A 19181-nucleotide genomic window follows, 5' to 3' on the forward strand; every position below is an offset into this window, starting at 1 on the left:
CCCATTGCGACAACCGGCGATGCCAAGCACAATCCCCCGGCAAAACAACCGGGGGCTCGGGGTGGCTGCGATGGGAAAGACGCGTGTGCTGGTGCTGGGCGGCGGGCTTGGGGGCGTGTCCGCCGCGCTGACTCTCACGGCGACCGAGGCGTTGCGCGAGAAATACGACGTGACGCTGGTCAGCCATGGCTGGCGGCTGGGCGGCAAGGGGGCCAGCGGCCGCAACGCCAAGCAGGGCCAGCGCATCGAGGAGCACGGGCTGCACATCTTCCTGGGCTTCTACGACAACGCCTTCCGGATGGTGCGCGGCGCCTACGCGGAGTGGGACGAGCCCGCCGACTACGCCTTCCAGACCTGGGAGGACGCCTTCCACCCGCTGTATCAGGTGACGCTGATGCAGGACATCCCGCGCTTCGGCAAGACCCGCTGGCATTCCTGGAACCTCGATTTCCCCGAGCGCCCCGGCACGCCCGGCGACCCGCGGTCGCTCGGCCCGAACGGCTTCGCGGCCTTCCTGATCGGCGCGCTGCAGAATCTGGTCGCCAAGCACGACCATCTGCCCGACCATCTCACCGCGAAGCTCGGGCTGGACGCCCTTGAGAAGGCGCGGGCCCACATCGAGGAGACCGGTGACGGCGCGCTCGACCATGGGCTGATCGTCGATCTGCTCAAGATCGTCCAGAAGGGTTTCCAGGCGGTCCTGGAACCGCTGCTGAAGCTGTCGGACGAAGGCTGGGAGTTCGCCTGCTTCGCCGATTTCGGCCTCGCCTTCGCCATCGGCTGCTTCGCCGACGTGCTGCCCTACGGCAAGGACGGCTTCGACCGCATCAACGGCGAGGACTTCCGCGAGTGGCTGCAGAAGAACGGGATTTCCGACAGCTTCGCGTGGTCGGCGCCGGTGCGCCTGCTCTACGACATGTGCTTCTCCTACAAGAACGGCGAAGCGACCGACGGGCCGGAGAACGCGCGCTTCGCCGCCGGTGCGGCGGCGGAGATCCTTCTGCTGATGGGCTTCGCCTACAAGGGCGCGCCGCTGTGGAAGATGAACGCCGGCATGGGCGACACCGTCTTCACGCCCGCTTGGTTCGTGCTGAAGCAGCGCGGGGTGGACATCAAGCTGTTCCACCGCCTGACCAAGCTGGAAACCTCCGAGAACGGGGCCTGGGTGGAGCGGGTGCGCCTGAACCGGCAGGTCGATCTCGTCAACGGCGCCTATGACCCGTTCGTCAAGGTCGGCTACGGCGACGACGGGAAATGGCTCTACTGCTGGCCGTCCGAGCCGGACTGGAGCCAGATCGTCGATGGCGACAAGATCCGCGACGCCGGCATCAACCTGGAATCGGTGTTCTGCCACTGCACCGCCGGAGAATCGGTGCTGGAGGTCGGCAAGGACTTCGACCTCGTCGTGCTGGCCATGCCGCCCGCCGCGCTGGCCGACCCGGCGGCCGAGTTGATGGACGCCAATCTGCGCTTCAAGCAGATGGTCGAGGTCACCCCGGCGGTGCCGACCCAGGCGGTCCAGCTCTGGATGACGCCGAGCATCGAGGAGATGGGCTGGAAGGCCGGCCCGACCGCCATGACCAGCTATGTCGAGGAGTTGGACAGCTGGGGCGAGATGAGCCACCTCATCCCCGCCGAATCCTGGCCGCCCGGCACCGTCAAGGCCGTGGAGTATTTCTGCGGCACCGCCCGCTGGCCGGCCGGCGCCCCGCCCTACGCCTGCGGCCTGCCGCAGCGGATGGCCGCGGACGTCCGCCGCGACGCCACGCAGTGGCTGAACGCCAACATCGGGGTTCTGTGGCCCAACACGGTCAAGGACGGCGTGTTCGACCAAAGCCAGGTCTATTCCTCCTACTACCGCTACAACCTCGACCCGTCGGAACTCTACGTGCAGTGCTTCCCGGCGACGGTGGAGACCCGGCTGACGCCGGGCGACAGCGGCTTCGTCAACGCCTTCCTGGCGGGGGACTGGACGCGGACCTGGTTCAGCGCGGGCAGCGCCGAGATCGCCGTCCTCTCCGGAAAGCAGGCCGCCGAGGCCATCGCCCGTCAGACCATCGACCTCACCCCGTCCGATTGAGAACCCTGATTCAATGCGCGTAATCGCAGCGTTTGCCGCGGCGGCCACTCTGGCCGCCGCGTTTCCGTCCCATGCCACCGATGTCTACACCTTCGAAGGGTTCGGGGCCGTGTCCATGGGCATGGGCGGCACCGGGGCGGCGTCCGACATCGGCGGCGCCGCCATGATCCTCAACCCGGCGACCCTGACGCAGCGCTCCTCCTCCTATCTGGAGGGCGGGCTGGTGGTCGCCGCCCCGACCGGGCTGCGCGCCACGCAGACGCGGACCGGCGAGGTGGCGCACGGCAAGGACACCTTCCCCTTCCAGGGCTACTACATCCCCCAGGGCGGGTTCGTCTGGCGGCATGAGACGCTGGCCCTCGGGCTGGGCGCCTACGCCCAGGGCGGTTTCGGCACCGAGTACGGCGAGGGCAGCTTCATGGCCCGGCTGCCGTCCGGCGTCGACACCGGGTTGCGCACCGGCAGCGAGGCGATGTTCATGCGCGTTCCCCTGGCCGCCGCCTGGGACGTGACGCCGAAGGTCACGGTGGCGGGCGCTATCGACTATGTGCGGGCGGGGCTGGGCTTCCGCGTTCTCCAGGGGGCCGACCAGCTCGGCGCGCTGGCCAACAGCGGGCGGCTGACCGGACAGGGGCCGATGCTGGGCGCGGCCACCGCCATGGTCGGGATGGGCGGCGGCGTCTATTTCGACATCTTCGACCCGTCCATCGCCCGCGCCGGGGTGGAGGGAGACGGGGTGAGCGGCCGGCTCGGCCTGACCTGGAAGCCGCAGGCCGACACCACCATCGGCAGCTTCTATCAATTCCGCACGGCCCTCAACAACCTGACCGGCGACGGCTCGGTGATCGTGCTGGGGGCCGACGGCTCGCGGCTGGCCCAGCCCGCCAAGTACACGCTGGGAAATTTCCAGCTCCCCGCCGAGTTCGGCATCGGGATCAGCCACCGGCTGCGGCCGGACCTGACCGTCGCCTTCGACTACCGGCGGGCCTTCTGGGCGCAGGCGCTGCGCCAGTACAACATCCGGGTCGATGTGCCGGGCCTCGGCACGGTGTGGGAGACGCTGCCGCAGCGCTACCGCGACATCGACATCTTCGCGGTCGGCGCCGCCTACCGGGTGACCGACGCTCTGACCCTGCGCGCCGGCTTCCGCTGGGCCGACAGGGTGGCCCCGGCGGAGGACATCGTCTCGGTCATCCCGGTGGTCATCACCAAGCACGCCGGTCTCGGCGTCGGCTACGCCGTCTCCGAGGCGGTTCGCCTGGACGCCGCCTTTTCCCACGGCTTCCAGGAATGCGTGAGCAACGGCACGCCGCCCAACGGCTCCGCCGTCAATCCGGGAAAGTTCTGCAACGGCACCGACATCGTGGCGCTGAACGTCAGCGTCGCGTTCTAAAAACAGCGCCGGCCCTTTCCGGGGCCGGCGCCCGCTCCCTCATTCCGCCTGCCAGACCACCCGGCCGGGGTTGGCGCGGAAGTCCATGTGGATCTGCATGGCGAAATCCACATGGACGGTGGCGCTGCCGTCCGGCCCGGCCGCGAAGCCGAAGTCCGAGATGACCTGATGGCTGGCGTAGTCGGCCACCCGCAGCGTCCAGTCGCCCCGCATCGGCCAGGCGCCGCGGAAGCGGTCGACGTGCATCGGGCAGTCGATCAGCGCCTGATAGCAGGCCCGTTCGCTGTCCGGGGCGTCGCGGAACTGCTTCAGGTTGATGACCGGCACGATGCCGGCCAGCAGCGATTCCACCGCCTTGACGGCGACCTCCACACCCTCGACCAGACCGCCGGGGCGCAGCAGTTCCTTCAAAGCGTCGCCGAGGTCGGCGGCGAGATCCTCAAGGCTCCGCCACGCCGAACCGGGGGTCCACGGCCCGCCCTCCACCGTCAGCAGGGGGGCGAAGACCCCTTCGCAGTCGGAGGACAAGGTGCGGAACAGCGTCGTCTCGCAGACGAAGCGCGGGGCCTCGGCCCCCTCCTCCGGCAGCGTGATTCGGCCCAGCGACTTGGCGAAGCCCCAGCCCTCCCGCCCGCAGACCAGTGGAATGGTCGCGTCCGGGAAGACATAGGGCATCCACAGCACCAGCCGCGGCCAGTGGCCGGGCCGATGCTCGATCAGCGGCAGCCACAGCGAGGCCTCCCGGTAGGGAATCCAGCCGAACGGCTCGGTGGGGCTGGTGCAGCGCCCCACCGACAGGAAGGTGCACAGCGCCACCGGACCGGCCACCGTGTAGCGCACCGCCCCGGCGGGCGCCGCGTTCAGCAGCTTATCCACCAGCGCCTGGGTGTTCACCGGGTTGCTGCGCACGACGAAGGCGGTGGCGAGGCTGTCGGTGAAGACGCCGGGCGCGGCGATCGACACCTCGCCGTGCCCGGCGAAGGAGACGTAGCGGGGGGCGATCACGACGGCGCCCCGTTCAGGAAGTTCTCACCGGAGATGAACAGCGGCGTCCCGGAGATGGCCCGCGCCGCCTGCATCCCGGACATCACCGTCGCCTCGATGCAGGAGGTGTTGAAGCCGGTGCGGACCCAGCAGCCGGCCAGGAACAGGTTGTAGAACCCGCTCGCGTCGGTGCGCAGCCGGTACTGGGTGGAGCCGGCGGCGCTGCCCGGCAGCGTTTCGGTGGGGTCGACGTTGGCGCGGATGATCTGGTGCGACAGCCGCTCCCGCCCGGTGCCGTTCCACGGGTCGTAGAGGACGTTCCAATTGAAGCCGACGCCGCCCTGGCCGGAAACCGTCGCCTTCGGCCAGAAATTGCCCATGTAGGCGTCCAGCCACTCCGCCGCGCTGTTCGTCACATTGTCCAGCGCCTCCTTCGGCACCGCGAGGTCGGTGGTCGGCCGGGCGACCAGACCGGTCTGCCAGACGCCGCAGATGTAATGCACCGACTTCGGCGCGCCGGTCTCGCCGGGGCGGAATTCGTAGGGCAGCGTCTGCCCCATCTCCGCCCAGATCGACCAGGGCTCCGGCCCGGCGACGGCGGCCGGCTGGCCCGGCTCCCAGCCCAGCCCCTGGAGGTCGGGACCGCACCACAGCTGCATGGACAGCGTCGGGATGATGCCGATGTTGCTGGTCATCGCGTTGAAGGCCGGCGAGGCCGCCTGCAGCTCCGCCGCCAGGGTCGGCTGGTCGTTCATCGCCTTGAAGCCGCCCATGGAGATGCCGAGGACGGCGACGTCGAAGTCGCGACCGCGCTGCAGCGTCTCGGTCCCGACCGGCTCCCACGCGCACCAGTGCGATTCCAGGGAGGAGTTGTTGGTGGCGAGCGCCGCCTGGACCTTGTCGGCGTCCTTGATCTGGTCCCACAGCGGTTCCAGCGGCCAGGCCAAAAGGAACTTCCTGTCCTCCAGCGGCACGGTGATCAGCGGCTGGTAGTCATCCCCGCCGTCGACCAGATCGACCTGCCGGGCGAGACGCACGGTCTCGACCAGCGCGCGGTCCTCGGACAGGCCGATGTCCTCGACGCGGCGGAAGAACTTCACCTTCACGCCGTTCTGGAGCAGGGTCTGGTAGATGGGCGCGATGATGACCTCGCCCATGCCCGCTTCCATGTTCCACATCACCGATTCGCGGCAGGTGGCGAACATGCGCACGCAGGACTGCGCCGCGACGCCGGCGCCCCAGTTGGGCTGACGGTAGTCGCCGTCCTTGTACTGCATGAAGGTGTCGTAGCAGGTGCGCAGCGAGCAGCTCTGCTTCAGCGCCGCGGCGTCGCCGCCATGACGGATCAGCCAGTCGGTGAACTCCAGTTCGTCCAGCGAATCGGCGGTGCGCTTCTCGATCCCGAAATCGGCGATGATGCCGACGGTGAAGGGAAGCACGAAGGCCAGCAGGTCGCGCGCCACATGGTTGCTGGGCAGGGTGGCCGCCGCGGCCTCGATCAGCCGCAACAGTTTCATCAGGTCGTGGAAATGCTCGACCGGCACAGCCGCCGAATCCGGCCCATTTTGCGCCCCGTCGGCCAGCGCCCGGATCAGCCGGTGGGCGGCGATGGCGGCGTCCTTCGCGGTGGTCACGGCGGCGCCCTTCACCAGCGCCTCGGCCTGCGCCAGATGGCGGACCTCGCGGTCCTTCCAGCCGCGGATCGCGTCGGCGAAGCGGGTGGCGAGCGGCGCCGGAAGGACCTGCCGGTCGGCCGGCAGGACGGGCATCGGCGCGACGGTGCGGCCGTCGATGTGGACCAGCTTGCCGTCGACGATCAGGCCGCTCAGCTCATCCCAGTTCTCGAACACGTCGCGCACCACGCCGACCAGCGACGCGATGGCCTGCGGCAGGGTCGGCATGACGTTGGCCGAACCCGGCTCGCCGCCCAGCACCGGCCAGGTCAGCGGCCAATAGGCCGGCTTGCCGCCGTCCAGCACCATGCCGATGGGGGTGAAGCGCTGCGGCTTCAGAATGTCCCGCCAGGACTGGAAGGTGTTGTCCGGCGAGCGCTTCCAGACGTCGAAGACGTCCTGGATCATCTTGAAGGCGTTGTTGTAGAAGCCGAACCAGACATGCAGGCCATGCTCCTGGATGCGGTTCCACTGGTCGCGTCCGGTGGCGCCCTTGCCGCCCAGCCGCCAGCCCATCTGATAGATGGTGACGTCGTAGCGCGCCCGCTTCTCGTCCGTGTCGGACAGGAAATGCGCCGTGGTGAGGGCGCCGACGCCACCACCCAGAATTGCAACCCTCGTCTTCGCCATGCTCTCCCCCCGACCGATCCGGCATCCTCACGACAGCGCCGCGGAATTTCGTGGCACTCGTCGGAAATTGCGGGGGAGATTAGCATAAATTGTCTTACCGCAATTGAACTATTACGCCGTTTCGCCGATGCTACAGGTCTATGACCCGTGCGATCGCCAAGCAAAAATCGTGCAAAACCCCGGCCGCTACGCCCTGCGCTTGCTCCACCGTGGCGCGACCTTCTATAACGGATACCGCAACCACGCGACATAAGGATGCTGCGTCGTGATCGGGGCCATCCCCACCGCAACCGTGCCGGCGTTACCGGGTTTCCGCGTTGTCGAGACGCTGCATGTGGGGTCGCGCTCCACCGTGCTGCGCGCCATCCGCCGCGACGACGGCCTGCCCGTCATCTGCAAGCTGCTGTCCGGCGCGGACATCGGCGGCGAGGAGAAGGCGGCGTTCCTGCGCGAGTTCGCCATCACCCGCCGGTTGCGCCACGCCGGTGTGGTGGAGGCTCTGGACTGCGTGCCCCACGGCAACGGGCTGATGATGGTGTTCCGCGACATCGGCGGCACCGCCCTGGACGGCCTCCCGGACGTGCGGACGGAGGACGTCGCGGTCTTTCTGCGGATGGCGCTCCAGGCGGTCGACGCGCTGGCCGCCGTGCACGACGCCGGAGTCGTCCACAAGGACATCAGCCCCGGCAACCTGATCTGGAACCCGGCGACCGGCCAGTTCAACCTGATCGACTTCGGCATTGCGTCGGAATTATCGCGGGAAGAGGCGGGCGACCCGGACGTCGGCACCATGGAGGGCACGCTCGCCTACATGGCGCCGGAGCAAACCGGCCGGATGAACCGGTCGGTGGATTACCGCGCCGACTTCTACGCGCTGGGCGCCACCTTCCACGAGTTCCTGACCGGACAGCCGCCCTTCCCGTCCGGCGACCCGCTGGAGCTGGTGCATTGCCACATCGCGCGGACCCCCGTTCCGGCGCACAAGCTCAACCCGCTGGTGCCCGAACCGCTGGCCGCCATCGTGGCCCGGCTGATGGCGAAGAACCCGGAGGAACGCTACCAAAGCGCCTTCGGCCTGCGCGCCGACCTCGAACGCTGCCTGACCGAATGGCGCGCCCAAGGCCGCGTCGAGCCCTTCGCGCTGGCCAGCCGGGACGTCCGCCCGGTGCTGCGCATCCCGCAGAAGCTCTACGGCCGCACCGCGCAGTTCCGCGTGCTTCTCGACGCCTTCGGCAGCACCGCCGCCGGTGGGTTCGAAGCCCTGCTGATCTCCGGCTATTCGGGGGTCGGCAAGTCGGCGCTGGTCCGCGAGCTGCACAAGCCGGTGATCGCCCGCCGCGGCTTCTTCATCACCGGCAAGTTCGAGCCGCTGAAGCGCGACATCCCCTACGCCCCGGTGATCGAGGCCTTCAAGACCCTGGTGCGGCAGACCTTCGCCACCGGCCCGGAGTCGCTGGCGCGCTGGCGCGCCCGCCTGCTCGCCGCGCTCGGTCCCAACGGGCGGGTCATCACCGACGTCATCCCGCACGTCGAACGGCTGATCGGCCCCCAGCCGCCGGTCCCGGAACTGGGTCCGGTGGAGGCGCACGAGCGCTTCATCTACGTCTTCCGCAATTTCGTCCGCGTCTTCGCCGGGGCGGGGCACCCGCTGGTGCTGTTCCTGGACGATCTGCAATGGGCCGACCTCGCCACGTTGAAGCTGCTGGAGGGGCTGGCCGGCGATCCGGACCTGGGCCATTTCCTGCTGGTCGGCACCTGCCGCGACACCGAGGTCGACGCGCTCCACCCGCTGCGCCACACGATCCAGACCTTCGGCGAGCGCGGCGTGCCGGTGCGCGAGGTCTCCCTCGGCGGGCTCGACGCCGACGCGGTGGTCGCCCTGCTGTCCGACACGCTGCACGCGACCCCCGACGACGTGCGTCCCCTGGCCGAACGGCTGATCGCCAACACGCTGGGCAACCCCTTCTTCCTGGGCCAGTTCCTGGAGTCGCTGGAGCAGAGCGGGCTGATCGCCTACGACAGCCTCGCCGGGGTGTGGAACTGGAATCTGGAGGCCATCGAGTCCCAGCGGATGGAACGGATGGTCGACGACGTCGTCACCTTCGTGGTCCGCCGCATCCGCGAGCTTCCCGCCGAGACCCTTGCCGTCCTCCAGACCGCCGCCTGCATCGGCAGCGCCTTCGATCTCGCCACGCTGGCCGACGCCGGCCGGCGAACCTCCGCCGCGACGGCGGCGGCGCTGTGGCCGGCCCTGCGCAGCGGGCTGGTGGTCCCGGTGGGCGACGCCTACCGCTACGCCGACATGGACAGCGTGTCGCCGCGCGCCACCTACCGCTTCGTCCACGACCGGGTGCAGCAGGCGGCCTACAGCATGCTGCCGGACGCCGACGCCCTGACCTGCCATCTCGCCGTCGGCCTCGTCCTGGAACGGGGCGGCGATCGGGCCGCCGACCGGCTGTTCGCGATCACCAACCAGCTCAACCGTGCCGTGACCCTGCTGTCGCCGGAGCAGAGGGAGCGGCTGGCCCGCTACAACCTGCTGGCCGGACAGGCGGCGCGCGCCTCGGCGGCGCTGGGGCCGGCCTTCGACTATCTCATCACCGGGGTCGGGCTGCTCCCGGCGGACGGCTGGTCGCGCCTGTACGAGCTGGCCCTCAGCCTGCACGCCGAAGCGGCGGAGATCGCGGCGGTGAACGGCGACGTCGCGGCGGCGACCCCGCTGGCCGATGCCATCGAGGCCAACGCCCGCACCGTCCTGGACCGCGCCCTGGCCTACGAGACGCAGATCCAGATGCACGTGTCGCGGCAGAACCTGCCGGCGGCGCTGGACGCCTGCCGCACCGCCCTGGGCCAGCTCGGCAGCCCGATCCCGGAGCGGGCGGACACCCGGCATGTGCTCAAGGAACTCGCCGCCACCAAGCTGGCGCTGCGCGGCAAGGGCGAGGAGGATCTGGTCAACCGCCCGCCCCTCACCGACCCGCGCCTGCTGACGATCGGGCGCATCGTGTCGCGCGTGCTGGCCAGCGCCTATCTGCACGACACCAACCTCTACACGGTGCTGCTGCTGCGCATGGTCCGGCTGTCGGCGACCGAGGGGATCCTGCCGGCCTCCGGAATCACCTACGCCACCTACGGGCTGCTGCACTGCGCGATGCTCGGCGACGTTCCGGCGGGCGCCATGTACGGGCGGGTGGCGCTGCGCGTGCTCGACCGGCTGAACGCCAACCAGGGCCGCGCCCAGACGCTGTTCGTGGTGCATCTGTTCATCGAGGTCTGGCACCAGCCGGTGGCCAAGTCATTGGCCGGCCTTCTCGACGCCCACCGGATCGGCCTGGAAACCGGCGACATCGAGTACGCCGCCTACTGCCTCAACAACGCGGTCGCCCAAGGGCTGTTTCTCGGCCATCCGCTGCGGCAGCTCCAGCAGACCGCGGCGGGCCACGCCGCCGCCATCGCGCGCCTGAACCAGCAGACCGCGGCGGGCGTGTTGCGGCCCCACCAGCAGCTCATCGCCAATCTGCTGGGCGAGTCCGAGGACCCGACCGTCTTCGCCGGACCGCACGTCACGGAAGCAAGCGACGTCCCGGCCCTGGCGGCCAGCGGCAACCGCCTTGCCCTGGACACGATGCACAGCCATCTGGCCTATCTGAACCTGCTGTTCGGCCGGATCGACGAGGCGCGGCGCTGCATGGCGAAGCGCCGTCCCTTCGCCGACGCCTCCATGGGCATGGCGATGAACCTGCGCATGCGGGTGGTCGCCGCCCTGATCGACTTCGCCGCTTGGGACCGCCTCCGCCCCGCCGAGCGGCTGCGGGCGCGGGCGGCGGCGCTCGGCCTGGAGCGCCGGCTGCGCGGCGCGGTCCGCCACGCGCCGACCAACTTCCGCCACCTGCTGGCGCTGGTGGTGGCCGAGCGGCTGCGCGCCACCGGGCGGCTGGACAAGGCGCATCGGCACTATCAGACCGCCGCCGAGAGCGCCCGCGAACAGGGCTTCACCCACGACGAGGCGTTCGCCTGCGAGCGGGCCGGCGAGGCCGCGTTGGCGCGGGGCGACCGCTTCACGGCGAAGGCGATGCTGTTCCAGGCCCGCCACGCCTACCGGCGCTGGGACGCGCTGGCGAAGGTCCGGGCGCTCGACGCCCGGCTGGCCGAGCTGTTCGGCGAGACGGCGGTGGACCAGAGTCCGGCCGACGACGGCTTCCCGCGGCAACGCCCGGTTACCGCCTCGTCGCGGCGCCGCTCCTCCTCCGGGTCGAGCTCGCACATGGTCGATGTGGAGACGGTGATCCGCACCTCGCGGGCGCTGGCGCAGGACATCCGGCTCGGCGACCTGCTGTGGACGCTGATGAAGCTGGTCATCACCAACGCCGGGGCGACGCGGGGCTGCCTGCTGCTGCCGACCGACGGCGTCTGGCGGATCGAGGCCGACGCCACGAGCGAGGGCGACGCCGCGGAGGTTCTGCAGTCTCGCCCCCTCGACGACGCGGCCCCGGTCCTGGTGCGCGGCGTCGTCGATGCGGTCATCCAGACCGGGGAGCCGGTCGTCCTGGCCGACGCCGCGAACGAGGGCGATTTCCAGTACGACCTCTACACGCGGCAGGCGCAGCCGCGCTCCGTGCTGTGCCTGCCCCTGCGCAACCGCAACCAGATGGTCGGCATCCTCTATCTGGAGAACAGCCTCGCCGCCGACATCTTCAGCCCGGAGCGGCTGGAACTGCTCGACCTGCTGTCGGTGCAGATCGCCATCTCCATCGAGAACGCCCGCCTCTACGACGGTCTGGAGCGGCTGAACCGCACCCTGGAGGCCCAGGTCGCCGAGCGGACCCGCGAGGTGGCGGAGCAATCGCAGCTTCTGCGCGCCACGCTGGCCAGCATGTACGACGGTCTGGCCGCCTTCGACGCCGAGGAGCGGCTGCGCGTCTGGAACGAGCGCGCCATGGCCCTCTTCAGCCTGCCGGACACGCTGCGCCGGGTCGGGCTTCCGTACCGCGAGCTGAGCGCGGCGGTGAACGCCTCCGGCCAGCTCCTGACGGCGCTGGTGCCCTCCCCCCTGAAGAGCAGCCCCAGCGAGATCGAGTTCGCCGACGGCCGGGTCATCCAGGTCCGCAGCAACCCCATGCCGGACGGCGGCATGGTCCAGGTCTATGTGGACGTGACGGTGGACCGCAGCCGCGAAAGCGAGCTGCGCGACGCCCACGAGCAGCTTCACGCCGCCCACGACCAGCTCAAGGCCGCCCAGCAACAGCTCGTCCAGGCGGAGAAGATGGCCTCGCTGGGGCAGCTCGTCGCCGGGGTGGCGCACGAGATCAACACGCCCATCGGCATCGTGATGACCAGCGCCTCCTATCTCGGTGAGAAGATCAGCGCCCTCGAAACGCTGTCCGACACCGGCAAGATGCGCCGGGCCGACTTCCAGGACTTCATGCAGGCCGCGCGCGACGCCGCCACGCTGATGATCAGCAACGCCACCCGCGCCGCCGATCTGGTGCAGAGCTTCAAGCAGGTCGCCTCGGACCAGACGCGCAGCGACCGCCGCCGGTTCGACCTGCGCGGCTATCTGGAGGAGGTCCTGGTCAGCCTGCGCCCGACCTGGCACCGCCCGGGCCATGAGGTGAGTCTGGAGTGCCCCAAGGGTATCGAGCTGGACAGCTACCCCGGCGTGATCGCCCAGATCGTGACGAATCTCATCACCAATTCGGTCAACCACGCCTACCGGGAGGGCGAGAAGGGCCGGATCGCCATCACGGCGCAGGCGCTGGAGAACGACGGGGTGCGGCTGGTCTACCGGGACGACGGCTGCGGCATCCCGGCGGAGAACCACGGCAAGGTGTTCGAGCCCTTCTTCACGACGCGGCGGAGCACCGGCTCGACCGGGCTCGGCCTGCACATCGTCTTCAACCTGATCACCGGCCAGCTCGGCGGCACCATCCAGCTCGACAGCCGGCCCGGCGAGGGAACGCGATTCACCGTCGAGTTCCCCTGCCGTGCCCCCGGAAAAACTCCGCAGGGCTGAGACGGCGGATGGTCAGTCCGTCTCGGGATGGCGCTTCTCGAATTCCCAGACGCGCTCGAAGCCCATCAGGCGGGTGAAGTCGGGGAAGGGATAAAGGTCGCCCGCATACTCGGCGCTCGACCCCTTGGCGAGGATCTCGCCGTAGGCGCTGCGCAGCGCCGCGGCCATCGCCAGGAAGCCGGTGGCCGGGAAGATGGCGATGCGGTAACCCAGCGATTCCAGTTGCTTCCCGGTCATCACCGGCGTCCGCCCGCCCTCCACCATGTTGGCGATCAGCGGCTTGCCGATGGTCCGGCAGATCCGCTCCATCTCCGCCTCGCTCTCCGGGCTCTCCACGAAGATGATGTCGGCGCCGGCCTCGGCGTAGGCGTCGGCGCGGCGCAGCGCCTCGTCGAGGCCGAGCGTCGTGCGGGCGTCGGTGCGGGCGATGATCAGGAAGTCGCTCGACGACCGCGCCTCGCAGGCGACGCGGATCTTGCGCACCATGTCGGCCATGGGAATGACCCGGCGCCCCGGCGTGTGGCCGCACTTCTTCGGGAACTCCTGGTCTTCGAGCTGGATGGCGGCGGCCCCGGCCTCCTCGTAGCCGCGGATGGTGAAATCGACGTTCAGCAGGCCGCCGTAGCCGGTGTCACCATCGGCGATCAGCGGCGTCGCGGTGCCCCGCGCGATGGCCCGCACCCGGCCGACCATGTCGCTGAAGGTGGCGAGCCCGGCGTCCGGCAGGCCGAGATGGCTGGCGACGGTGCCGTAGCCGGTCATGTACAGCGCGTCGAACCCCATGCCGTCCGCCAGCTTGGCCGAGATCATGTCGAACACGCCGGGGGCCGAGATCAGGCCCGGCTGCGACAGGCGCTGTTTGAGGGAAATGGTCATGTCTGTGGACTCTCCGGAAGTCTTTACGAGGCCCGCCGGTGCATGCGCCGGTCGATGTGCAGCAGGCCGGCGCTGATGAGCACGGCGGTGGTGGCGAGGATCAGCACCACGGCCATCATGGTGCGCACGTCGTGCCCGCCGATGGCGTTCATGACGAGGTAGCCGAGGCCGCGCTGCGAGGCGAACATCTCGCCGATCAGCACGCCCAGCAGGGTCAGCGAGAAGCCCACCCGCAGGCCGGACACCAGCTCCGGCAGGGCGGCGGGAAGGATGATGGTGGAGACGAGCTGGGGCGGCGACAGGCGCATCACCCGCGCGCTGCGCAGCATCACCGGCGGGATGGTGCGAACCGCGTTCATCGTGAAGATGATCACCGGGATGATGCCGTGGATCGTCCCGAAGGCCACCTTGGCCGACAGGCCCAGCCCGAAGGCCAGCAGGATCACCGGGTAGAGCGTGATCTTGGGCAGCGAGTAGAGCGACACCAGGATCGGCTCCGCCACCTCCCCGGCCAGCCGGTTGATGCCGAGAGCGATGCCGATGGTCAGCCCGCCGAGCACCGCCAGCAGCAGCGAATAGAGCAGCGCCACGCCGGTTTCCGCGACGTGCGGCCAGAAGGTGGCGGAGCCCAGCAGTTCGACGGCGCGGGCCAGCGTGTCGGCGGGCGAGGTCAGGGCGACGCTGCCGACGATCCAGTGCAGGACCTGCCACAGGGCCACCAGCGCGACGATGACGAGGAGCGTATCGGTCTTTCCGTGCATGGCCGTCAGCGCCTCCGCCGCTGCATGATCCGGCGCTCCCAGGTGAAGAGCACCGCGTTGAGCACCGTCACCAGGACGATGATGAACAGCATCAGCGCGTACATCCGCGCGTTGTCGAAGTTGTTGAAGGCATAGGCGATGCTGTAGCCGATGCCCGAGGAGGACATGATGAACTCGGCCGCGATGACGCCGATGAAGCAGTAGGCGATGGCCAGCTTCGCCCCGGTGAACAGGAAGGGCGCGGCGCTGGGCAGCTTGACCATCAGCGCCGTGCGCACCGGGTCCATGCCATGGACGCGCGCGGTCTTCAGCAGGACGCGCGGAATCCGGTCGAGCCCGTTCAGCGTGTTGATGAGCATCGCCACCACGCCGAACAGCGTGCCGATCACCACGATGGGCGCCGCCCCCAGCCCGAAGATGACGATCAGCACCGGGTAGAAGACGAAGAAGGGCACCGCGTAGTAGGTCGCCAGGAAGGGGTCGAGCGCCCGGCGCACCCGCGGCATGGCGTGGATCGCCACCCCGGCGACGAAGCCGAGCAGGATCGAGGCGATCACCGCCATCGCGACGTTGCCCAGCGTCTCGCCGATGTCGGCGCTGGCCGCCCCCGAGGCGAGAAGGCGGTAGAGGTCGCCGGCCATGACGCTGGGCGCCGGCAGGACCGTCTTGGCGATGACGCCGGCCCGGCACAGCACCTCCAGCAGCAGGACGGCGCCGGTCACCACGATCAGCCGGAGCCAGCCCGCCCAGCTCACGACCCACCCCCGGCGAGGCCCGCCGCCTTCAGGCTCTCCTCGCGCAGCAGGCGCCACAGCCGGGCGGTGATCTGGCCGAAGCTGTCCTCGCTGGCGATGCGGGAATCGCGCTCGCGCGACCAGCCGGTCTCGATCTCCTCGATGATCCGTCCGGGCCGCGACGACATGACGCCGATGCGGTCCGACAGCATGGCCGCCTCGTCCAGCGCGTGGGTGATCAGCATCACCGTGGCGCCGGTTTCGCGCCACAGCTTCAGCAGTTCGTCGCCCATGATCAGGCGGGTCTGGGCGTCGAGCGCGCCGAACGGCTCGTCCAGCAGGATCAGGCGCGGACGCATCACCAGCGTGCGGGCGATGCAGACGCGCTGGCGCATGCCGCCGGACAGCTGCACCGGATAGGCCTTGGCGAAGTCCTTCAGCCCGACGAAGCCGACGGCGTAATCGACCCGCCGCTCGATCTCCGCCGGATCGACGCCGGCGCGGCGCAGGCCGAAGGCGATGTTGTCCCACACGGTCAGCCAGGGGAAGGTGGCGTCCTCCTGGAACACCACCCCGACGCCGTCCGGGACCTTGCCGGCCACCGGCTTGCCTTCGAAACTGACCGACCCCTCGGTCGGCACGGACAGGCCGGACAGCACGTCGAGCAGCGTTGACTTGCCGCAGCCCGACGGCCCGACGACGGAGAAGAACTCCCCCTGCCGCAAGGTCAGGTCGACGGGGCCCAGCGCGTGCACCCCGCCCTGGCCGGGAACGCCGTAGATGCGGCTGACCCCCTTCAGTTCGGCGTGGACGGCCGGGGCGGGGTTGGCCCCCGCCTCCTCGTGCAGGTCGCGCTTGGCGGCGACGTTGGCTTTCATCGGGGGCTTCCTCCCGGTCATCGTGATGCGTCAGGCGGATGGTCTTCGGAGCGGTTATTTCAGGCCGATCACTTCAGAAAATCGGCGTCGGCGTGCTTCGACCAGTCGACCTCGCCCTTGACCTCGCCGATGATCTGCAACCCCTTGATCAGGTTGTTCATCCCGTCATACTCGAAGTCGCCGGCGCTCCAGTACTTGATCGTCGCCAGATTCTTCAGCGCCTGCAGCGCCACCGCCTCGTCGATGTCGTAGTATTTGGTCATGATCTTGGCGGTCTCCTCGGGGTTGGCGTAGACGAAATCCACCCCCTTGCGCCGCGCTTCGATCAGCTTCCGCAGCTTGTCGCCGTTCTTGGCGGCGAACTCCGACGTGGTGACGCCCACGGTCTGCACCATGGTCGGCAGTTCGGTCTCGACCGCGAAGACCATGCGGTACTTGTTCTGCACGCGCGCCCAGATCGGGTCCATCACCGGGGCGGCGGCCACCGCACCCTGCTCCAGCATGGTCAGGCCGCCGCCGATGCCGCCCGCCGACACGCCGTCCACCGTGATGCCGTGCTTGTCCTTCACCATGGTCAGCAGCATGTCGGTGACCGACTTCGGGCTGGTGAAGGCGACCTTCTTGCCGTCCAGGTCCTTGGCGGTCTTCACCGGGGAGTCCGGCTTGGTCACCCACAGGATCTCGCCCGCTGTGCGGACGCCGGTGTGGATGATCTTCACGTCCAGGCCCTGGTTGATCGCCGCCACCGCCGCCGACAGGGCGACCTCGCCGTAGGGCATCGGCGCCGCCATGACGTTGCGCATGGTCGTGCCGCCGCCCTTGGAGGTCAGGACGCCGGTGATGTCCAGCCCCTGCTCCTTGTAATAGCCCTTCTCCATGGCGACGGCGTAGGGCGCGCCGTACATCAGGACGCCCCAGTGGGTGACCGTGATCTCCTCGGCCTGCGCCGGGACCAGGGTGGCGAGCGCCACGCCCATGGCCGCCGCCCCCAGGACCGCCTTGCGCTTCATCGTGGTCATGAACGACATCGCTGTTCCTCCCAATTGCCGCTGGCCTTTCCGGCCATGCGCGTTGACCCGGACCCGTCAGGCGGTGGGCAGGGCGTGAATCCACGGGCGTTGCGCCCGGTCGCGCGCCTCGAACGCCGCCATGGCGGCGTCGTGGCGCAGGCTGGCCCCGATCTCGTCCAGCCCCTCCAGAAGCGCCTGCCGCCGCGCCGCCTCCATCGTGAAGGGAAACTCCCGCCCGTCCGGGGCGGTGACGCGGCAAGTCTCGATGTCCACCGTCATGGTGGCGGCCGGCATTGCCTGGACGACGGCGACGAGATGGGCGAGCGCGGTCTCATCCAGGGTCACCGCGGCCAGACCGTTCTTCTGGCAGTTCTCGTGGAAGATGCTGGCGAAGCTCGGCGCGATCACGCAGCGGATGCCGAAGTCCATCAGGCTCCACACCGCGTGTTCGCGCGACGAGCCGCAGCCGAAATTCTCGCCGGCCAGCAGGATCTTGGCTTCCCGCCAGGGCGCCTGGTTCAGGACGAAGTCCGGCCGTTCCCGGCCGTCGTCGTCGAACCGCCATTCGGAGAAGAGACCGGCGCCCAGCCCGCTGCGATGGATGGTCAGCAGATGCGCCTTGGGGATGATCGCGTCGGTGTCGACGTTGGCGCGCGGCAGCGGCGCGGCGATCCCGGTGATGCGGTGGATCGGTTCCGGCATGTCAGGCGCTCCCTTCCAGGCTGTGGGCTGCCAGGCTGCGGACATCGACGATGCGTCCAGCCACGGCCGCCGCCGCCGCGGTGGCCGGGCTGGCGAGGTGGGTGCGCGCCCCCGGCCCCTGGCGGCCTTCGAAATTGCGGTTGGAGGTGGCGACGCAGCGCTTGCCCGGCGGCACCCGGTCGGCGTTCATCCCGGCGCACATGGAACAGCCCGGCTCCCGCCATTCGAAGCCGGCGGCGGTGAACACACGGTCCAACCCTTCGGCTTCGGCTTGCCGGCGCACTTGGCCGGAGCCCGGCACGACGAGCGCGCGCAGGCCGGCGGCGACACGACGGCCCTTCAAAACGGCGGCGGCGGCCCGCAGATCCTCGATGCGGCTGTTGGTGCAGGAGCCGATGAAGACCATGTCCACCGGCAGATCGCGGATCGGCGTCCCCGGCTCCAGCCCGATGTAGTCGAGCGCCCGGCGCATCGCCTGCCGGCGCTTGGGATCGGCCTCGCACTCTGGATCGGGAACGGTGTCGCCGACGCCGATGCAGTCCTGCGGGCTGGTGCCCCAGGACACCTGCGGCGTGAGAGTGGAGACGTCCAGTTCGATCTCGGCGTCGAAGCGGGCGCCGGGATCGCTCGCCAGGGCGCGCCACGCCTCCACCGCCCGCTCCCACAGGTCGCCCGCCGGGGCGAAGGGGCGCCCCTGGAGGTAGGCGAAGGTCACCGCGTCCGGGGCGATCAGGCCGAAGCGCGCGCCCAGCTCCACCGACATGTTGCAGACGGTCATCCGCTCTTCCATGGAAAGCGCGCGGATGGCCGGACCGGCGTATTCGACGCCATAGCCGGTCGCCCCGGCGGTGCCGATGGTGGCGATCAGCTTCAGCACCATGTCCTTGGCCGACACGCCCGCCGGGCGGGTACCGGTGAAGGTGATGCGCATGGTCGGCGGGCGGCGCAGGATGGCGGTCTGCGTCGCCATGACATGCTCGACCTCCGACGTGCCGATGCCCCAGGCCATAGCGCCCAGGGCGCCGACCGTGCTGGTGTGGCTGTCGCCGCAGACCAGCGTGGCGCCCGGCAGGGCGATCCCCAGCTCCGGCGCGATCACATGCACGATGCCCTGGCGTACGTCGCCCAGGTCGAACAGCGCGACTCCGGTGGATTCGGCGTTGGCGCGCAGGGCGCGGATCATCTCCGGCCCGCCGGGCACCGTGTCGTCGGTGCGGCCGTTCTCGGTCGAGACGATGTGGTCCGCCGTCGCGAAGGTCAGGTCGGGGCGGCGCAGCCGGCGCCCCGCGGCAGCCAGCCCGGCGTAGGCCTGCGGGCTGGTGACCTCGTGCAGCATGTGGCGGTCGATGTGGAGCAGCACCCGCCCGTCGCCCAAGTCGGCGACGACGTGCTGGTCCCAGATCTTGTCGATGATGGAACGCGGCGTGGTCATGGCGTTGCCTCTCCT

Annotated in this window: 12 protein-coding genes; 3 read left to right on the top strand and 9 right to left on the bottom strand. The window is 69.7% G+C overall.

The features are described 5' to 3' along the window. Positions 1 to 70 precede the first annotated feature (70 nt). Entirely contained in the window at positions 71 to 2080 is a 2010-nt protein-coding gene (locus DXK32_RS03615) for an NAD(P)-binding protein (RefSeq protein ID WP_247876957.1), read from the top strand. Between the two features lie 13 nt (positions 2081 to 2093). Then, a complete protein-coding gene (locus DXK32_RS03620) occupies positions 2094 to 3473 on the top strand; it encodes an OmpP1/FadL family transporter (RefSeq protein ID WP_114857280.1) in 1380 nt (459 codons plus the stop codon). Positions 3474 to 3512: 39 nt separating this feature from the next. Here DXK32_RS03620 and DXK32_RS03625 read toward each other — a convergent pair whose 3' ends face one another. Together DXK32_RS03625 and DXK32_RS03630 are read right to left on the bottom strand one after the other, a co-directional pair. Continuing rightward, positions 3513 to 4478 (bottom strand): acetoacetate decarboxylase family protein, encoded by a 966-nt coding sequence (locus tag DXK32_RS03625; RefSeq protein ID WP_114857281.1) that lies wholly within the window; start codon positions 4476 to 4478, stop codon positions 3513 to 3515. Further along, on the bottom strand, positions 4475 to 6760 hold the full coding sequence (locus DXK32_RS03630) for an NAD(P)-binding protein (RefSeq protein WP_114857282.1): 2286 nt from the start codon (positions 6758 to 6760) through the stop codon (positions 4475 to 4477). The genes DXK32_RS03625 and DXK32_RS03630 overlap by 4 nt, the downstream gene beginning before the upstream one ends. Before the next feature lie 265 nt (positions 6761 to 7025). Here DXK32_RS03630 and DXK32_RS03635 point away from each other — a divergent pair, with 265 nt between their 5' ends. Then, positions 7026 to 12773: a trifunctional serine/threonine-protein kinase/ATP-binding protein/sensor histidine kinase gene (locus tag DXK32_RS03635; RefSeq protein WP_114857283.1), complete on the top strand. Its 5748-nt coding sequence runs from the start codon at positions 7026 to 7028 to the stop codon at positions 12771 to 12773. 12 nt (positions 12774 to 12785) lie between these two features. Here the strand turns inward: DXK32_RS03635 and DXK32_RS03640 are convergent, their stop codons facing one another. From DXK32_RS03640 to leuC, 7 genes are all read right to left on the bottom strand, one after another. Continuing rightward, the gene (locus DXK32_RS03640; RefSeq protein ID WP_114857284.1) at positions 12786 to 13649 is read right to left on the bottom strand and encodes an isocitrate lyase/PEP mutase family protein; all 864 of its coding nucleotides are present in this window, start codon (positions 13647 to 13649) and stop codon (positions 12786 to 12788) included. Between the two features lie 23 nt (positions 13650 to 13672). After that, complete coding sequence (locus DXK32_RS03645; RefSeq protein ID WP_014199176.1) at positions 13673 to 14410, bottom strand: ABC transporter permease; 738 nt, start codon at positions 14408 to 14410, stop codon at positions 13673 to 13675. Between the two features lie 5 nt (positions 14411 to 14415). Beyond that, complete coding sequence (locus DXK32_RS03650) at positions 14416 to 15165, bottom strand: ABC transporter permease (RefSeq protein ID WP_014199177.1); 750 nt, start codon at positions 15163 to 15165, stop codon at positions 14416 to 14418. Further along, entirely contained in the window at positions 15162 to 16022 is an 861-nt protein-coding gene (locus DXK32_RS03655; RefSeq protein ID WP_114857285.1) for an ABC transporter ATP-binding protein, read from the bottom strand. Before DXK32_RS03655 ends, DXK32_RS03650 begins: the two co-directional genes overlap by 4 nt. Before the next feature lie 68 nt (positions 16023 to 16090). Beyond that, positions 16091 to 17050, bottom strand: a complete 960-nt coding sequence (locus DXK32_RS03660; RefSeq protein ID WP_114857286.1) for an ABC transporter substrate-binding protein — start codon at positions 17048 to 17050, stop codon at positions 16091 to 16093. A 57-nt stretch (positions 17051 to 17107) separates the two neighbouring features. After that, a complete protein-coding gene (gene leuD / locus DXK32_RS03665; protein ID WP_114857287.1) occupies positions 17108 to 17734 on the bottom strand; it encodes a 3-isopropylmalate dehydratase small subunit in 627 nt (208 codons plus the stop codon). A gap of 1 nt (position 17735) precedes the next feature. Continuing rightward, entirely contained in the window at positions 17736 to 19166 is a 1431-nt protein-coding gene (leuC, locus tag DXK32_RS03670) for a 3-isopropylmalate dehydratase large subunit (RefSeq protein WP_114857288.1), read from the bottom strand. Positions 19167 to 19181 lie beyond the last annotated feature (15 nt).

Origin of the sequence: Azospirillum brasilense, assembly GCF_003349955.1 — a bacterium.
Classification (GTDB): Bacteria; Pseudomonadota; Alphaproteobacteria; order Azospirillales; family Azospirillaceae; genus Azospirillum; species Azospirillum brasilense_B.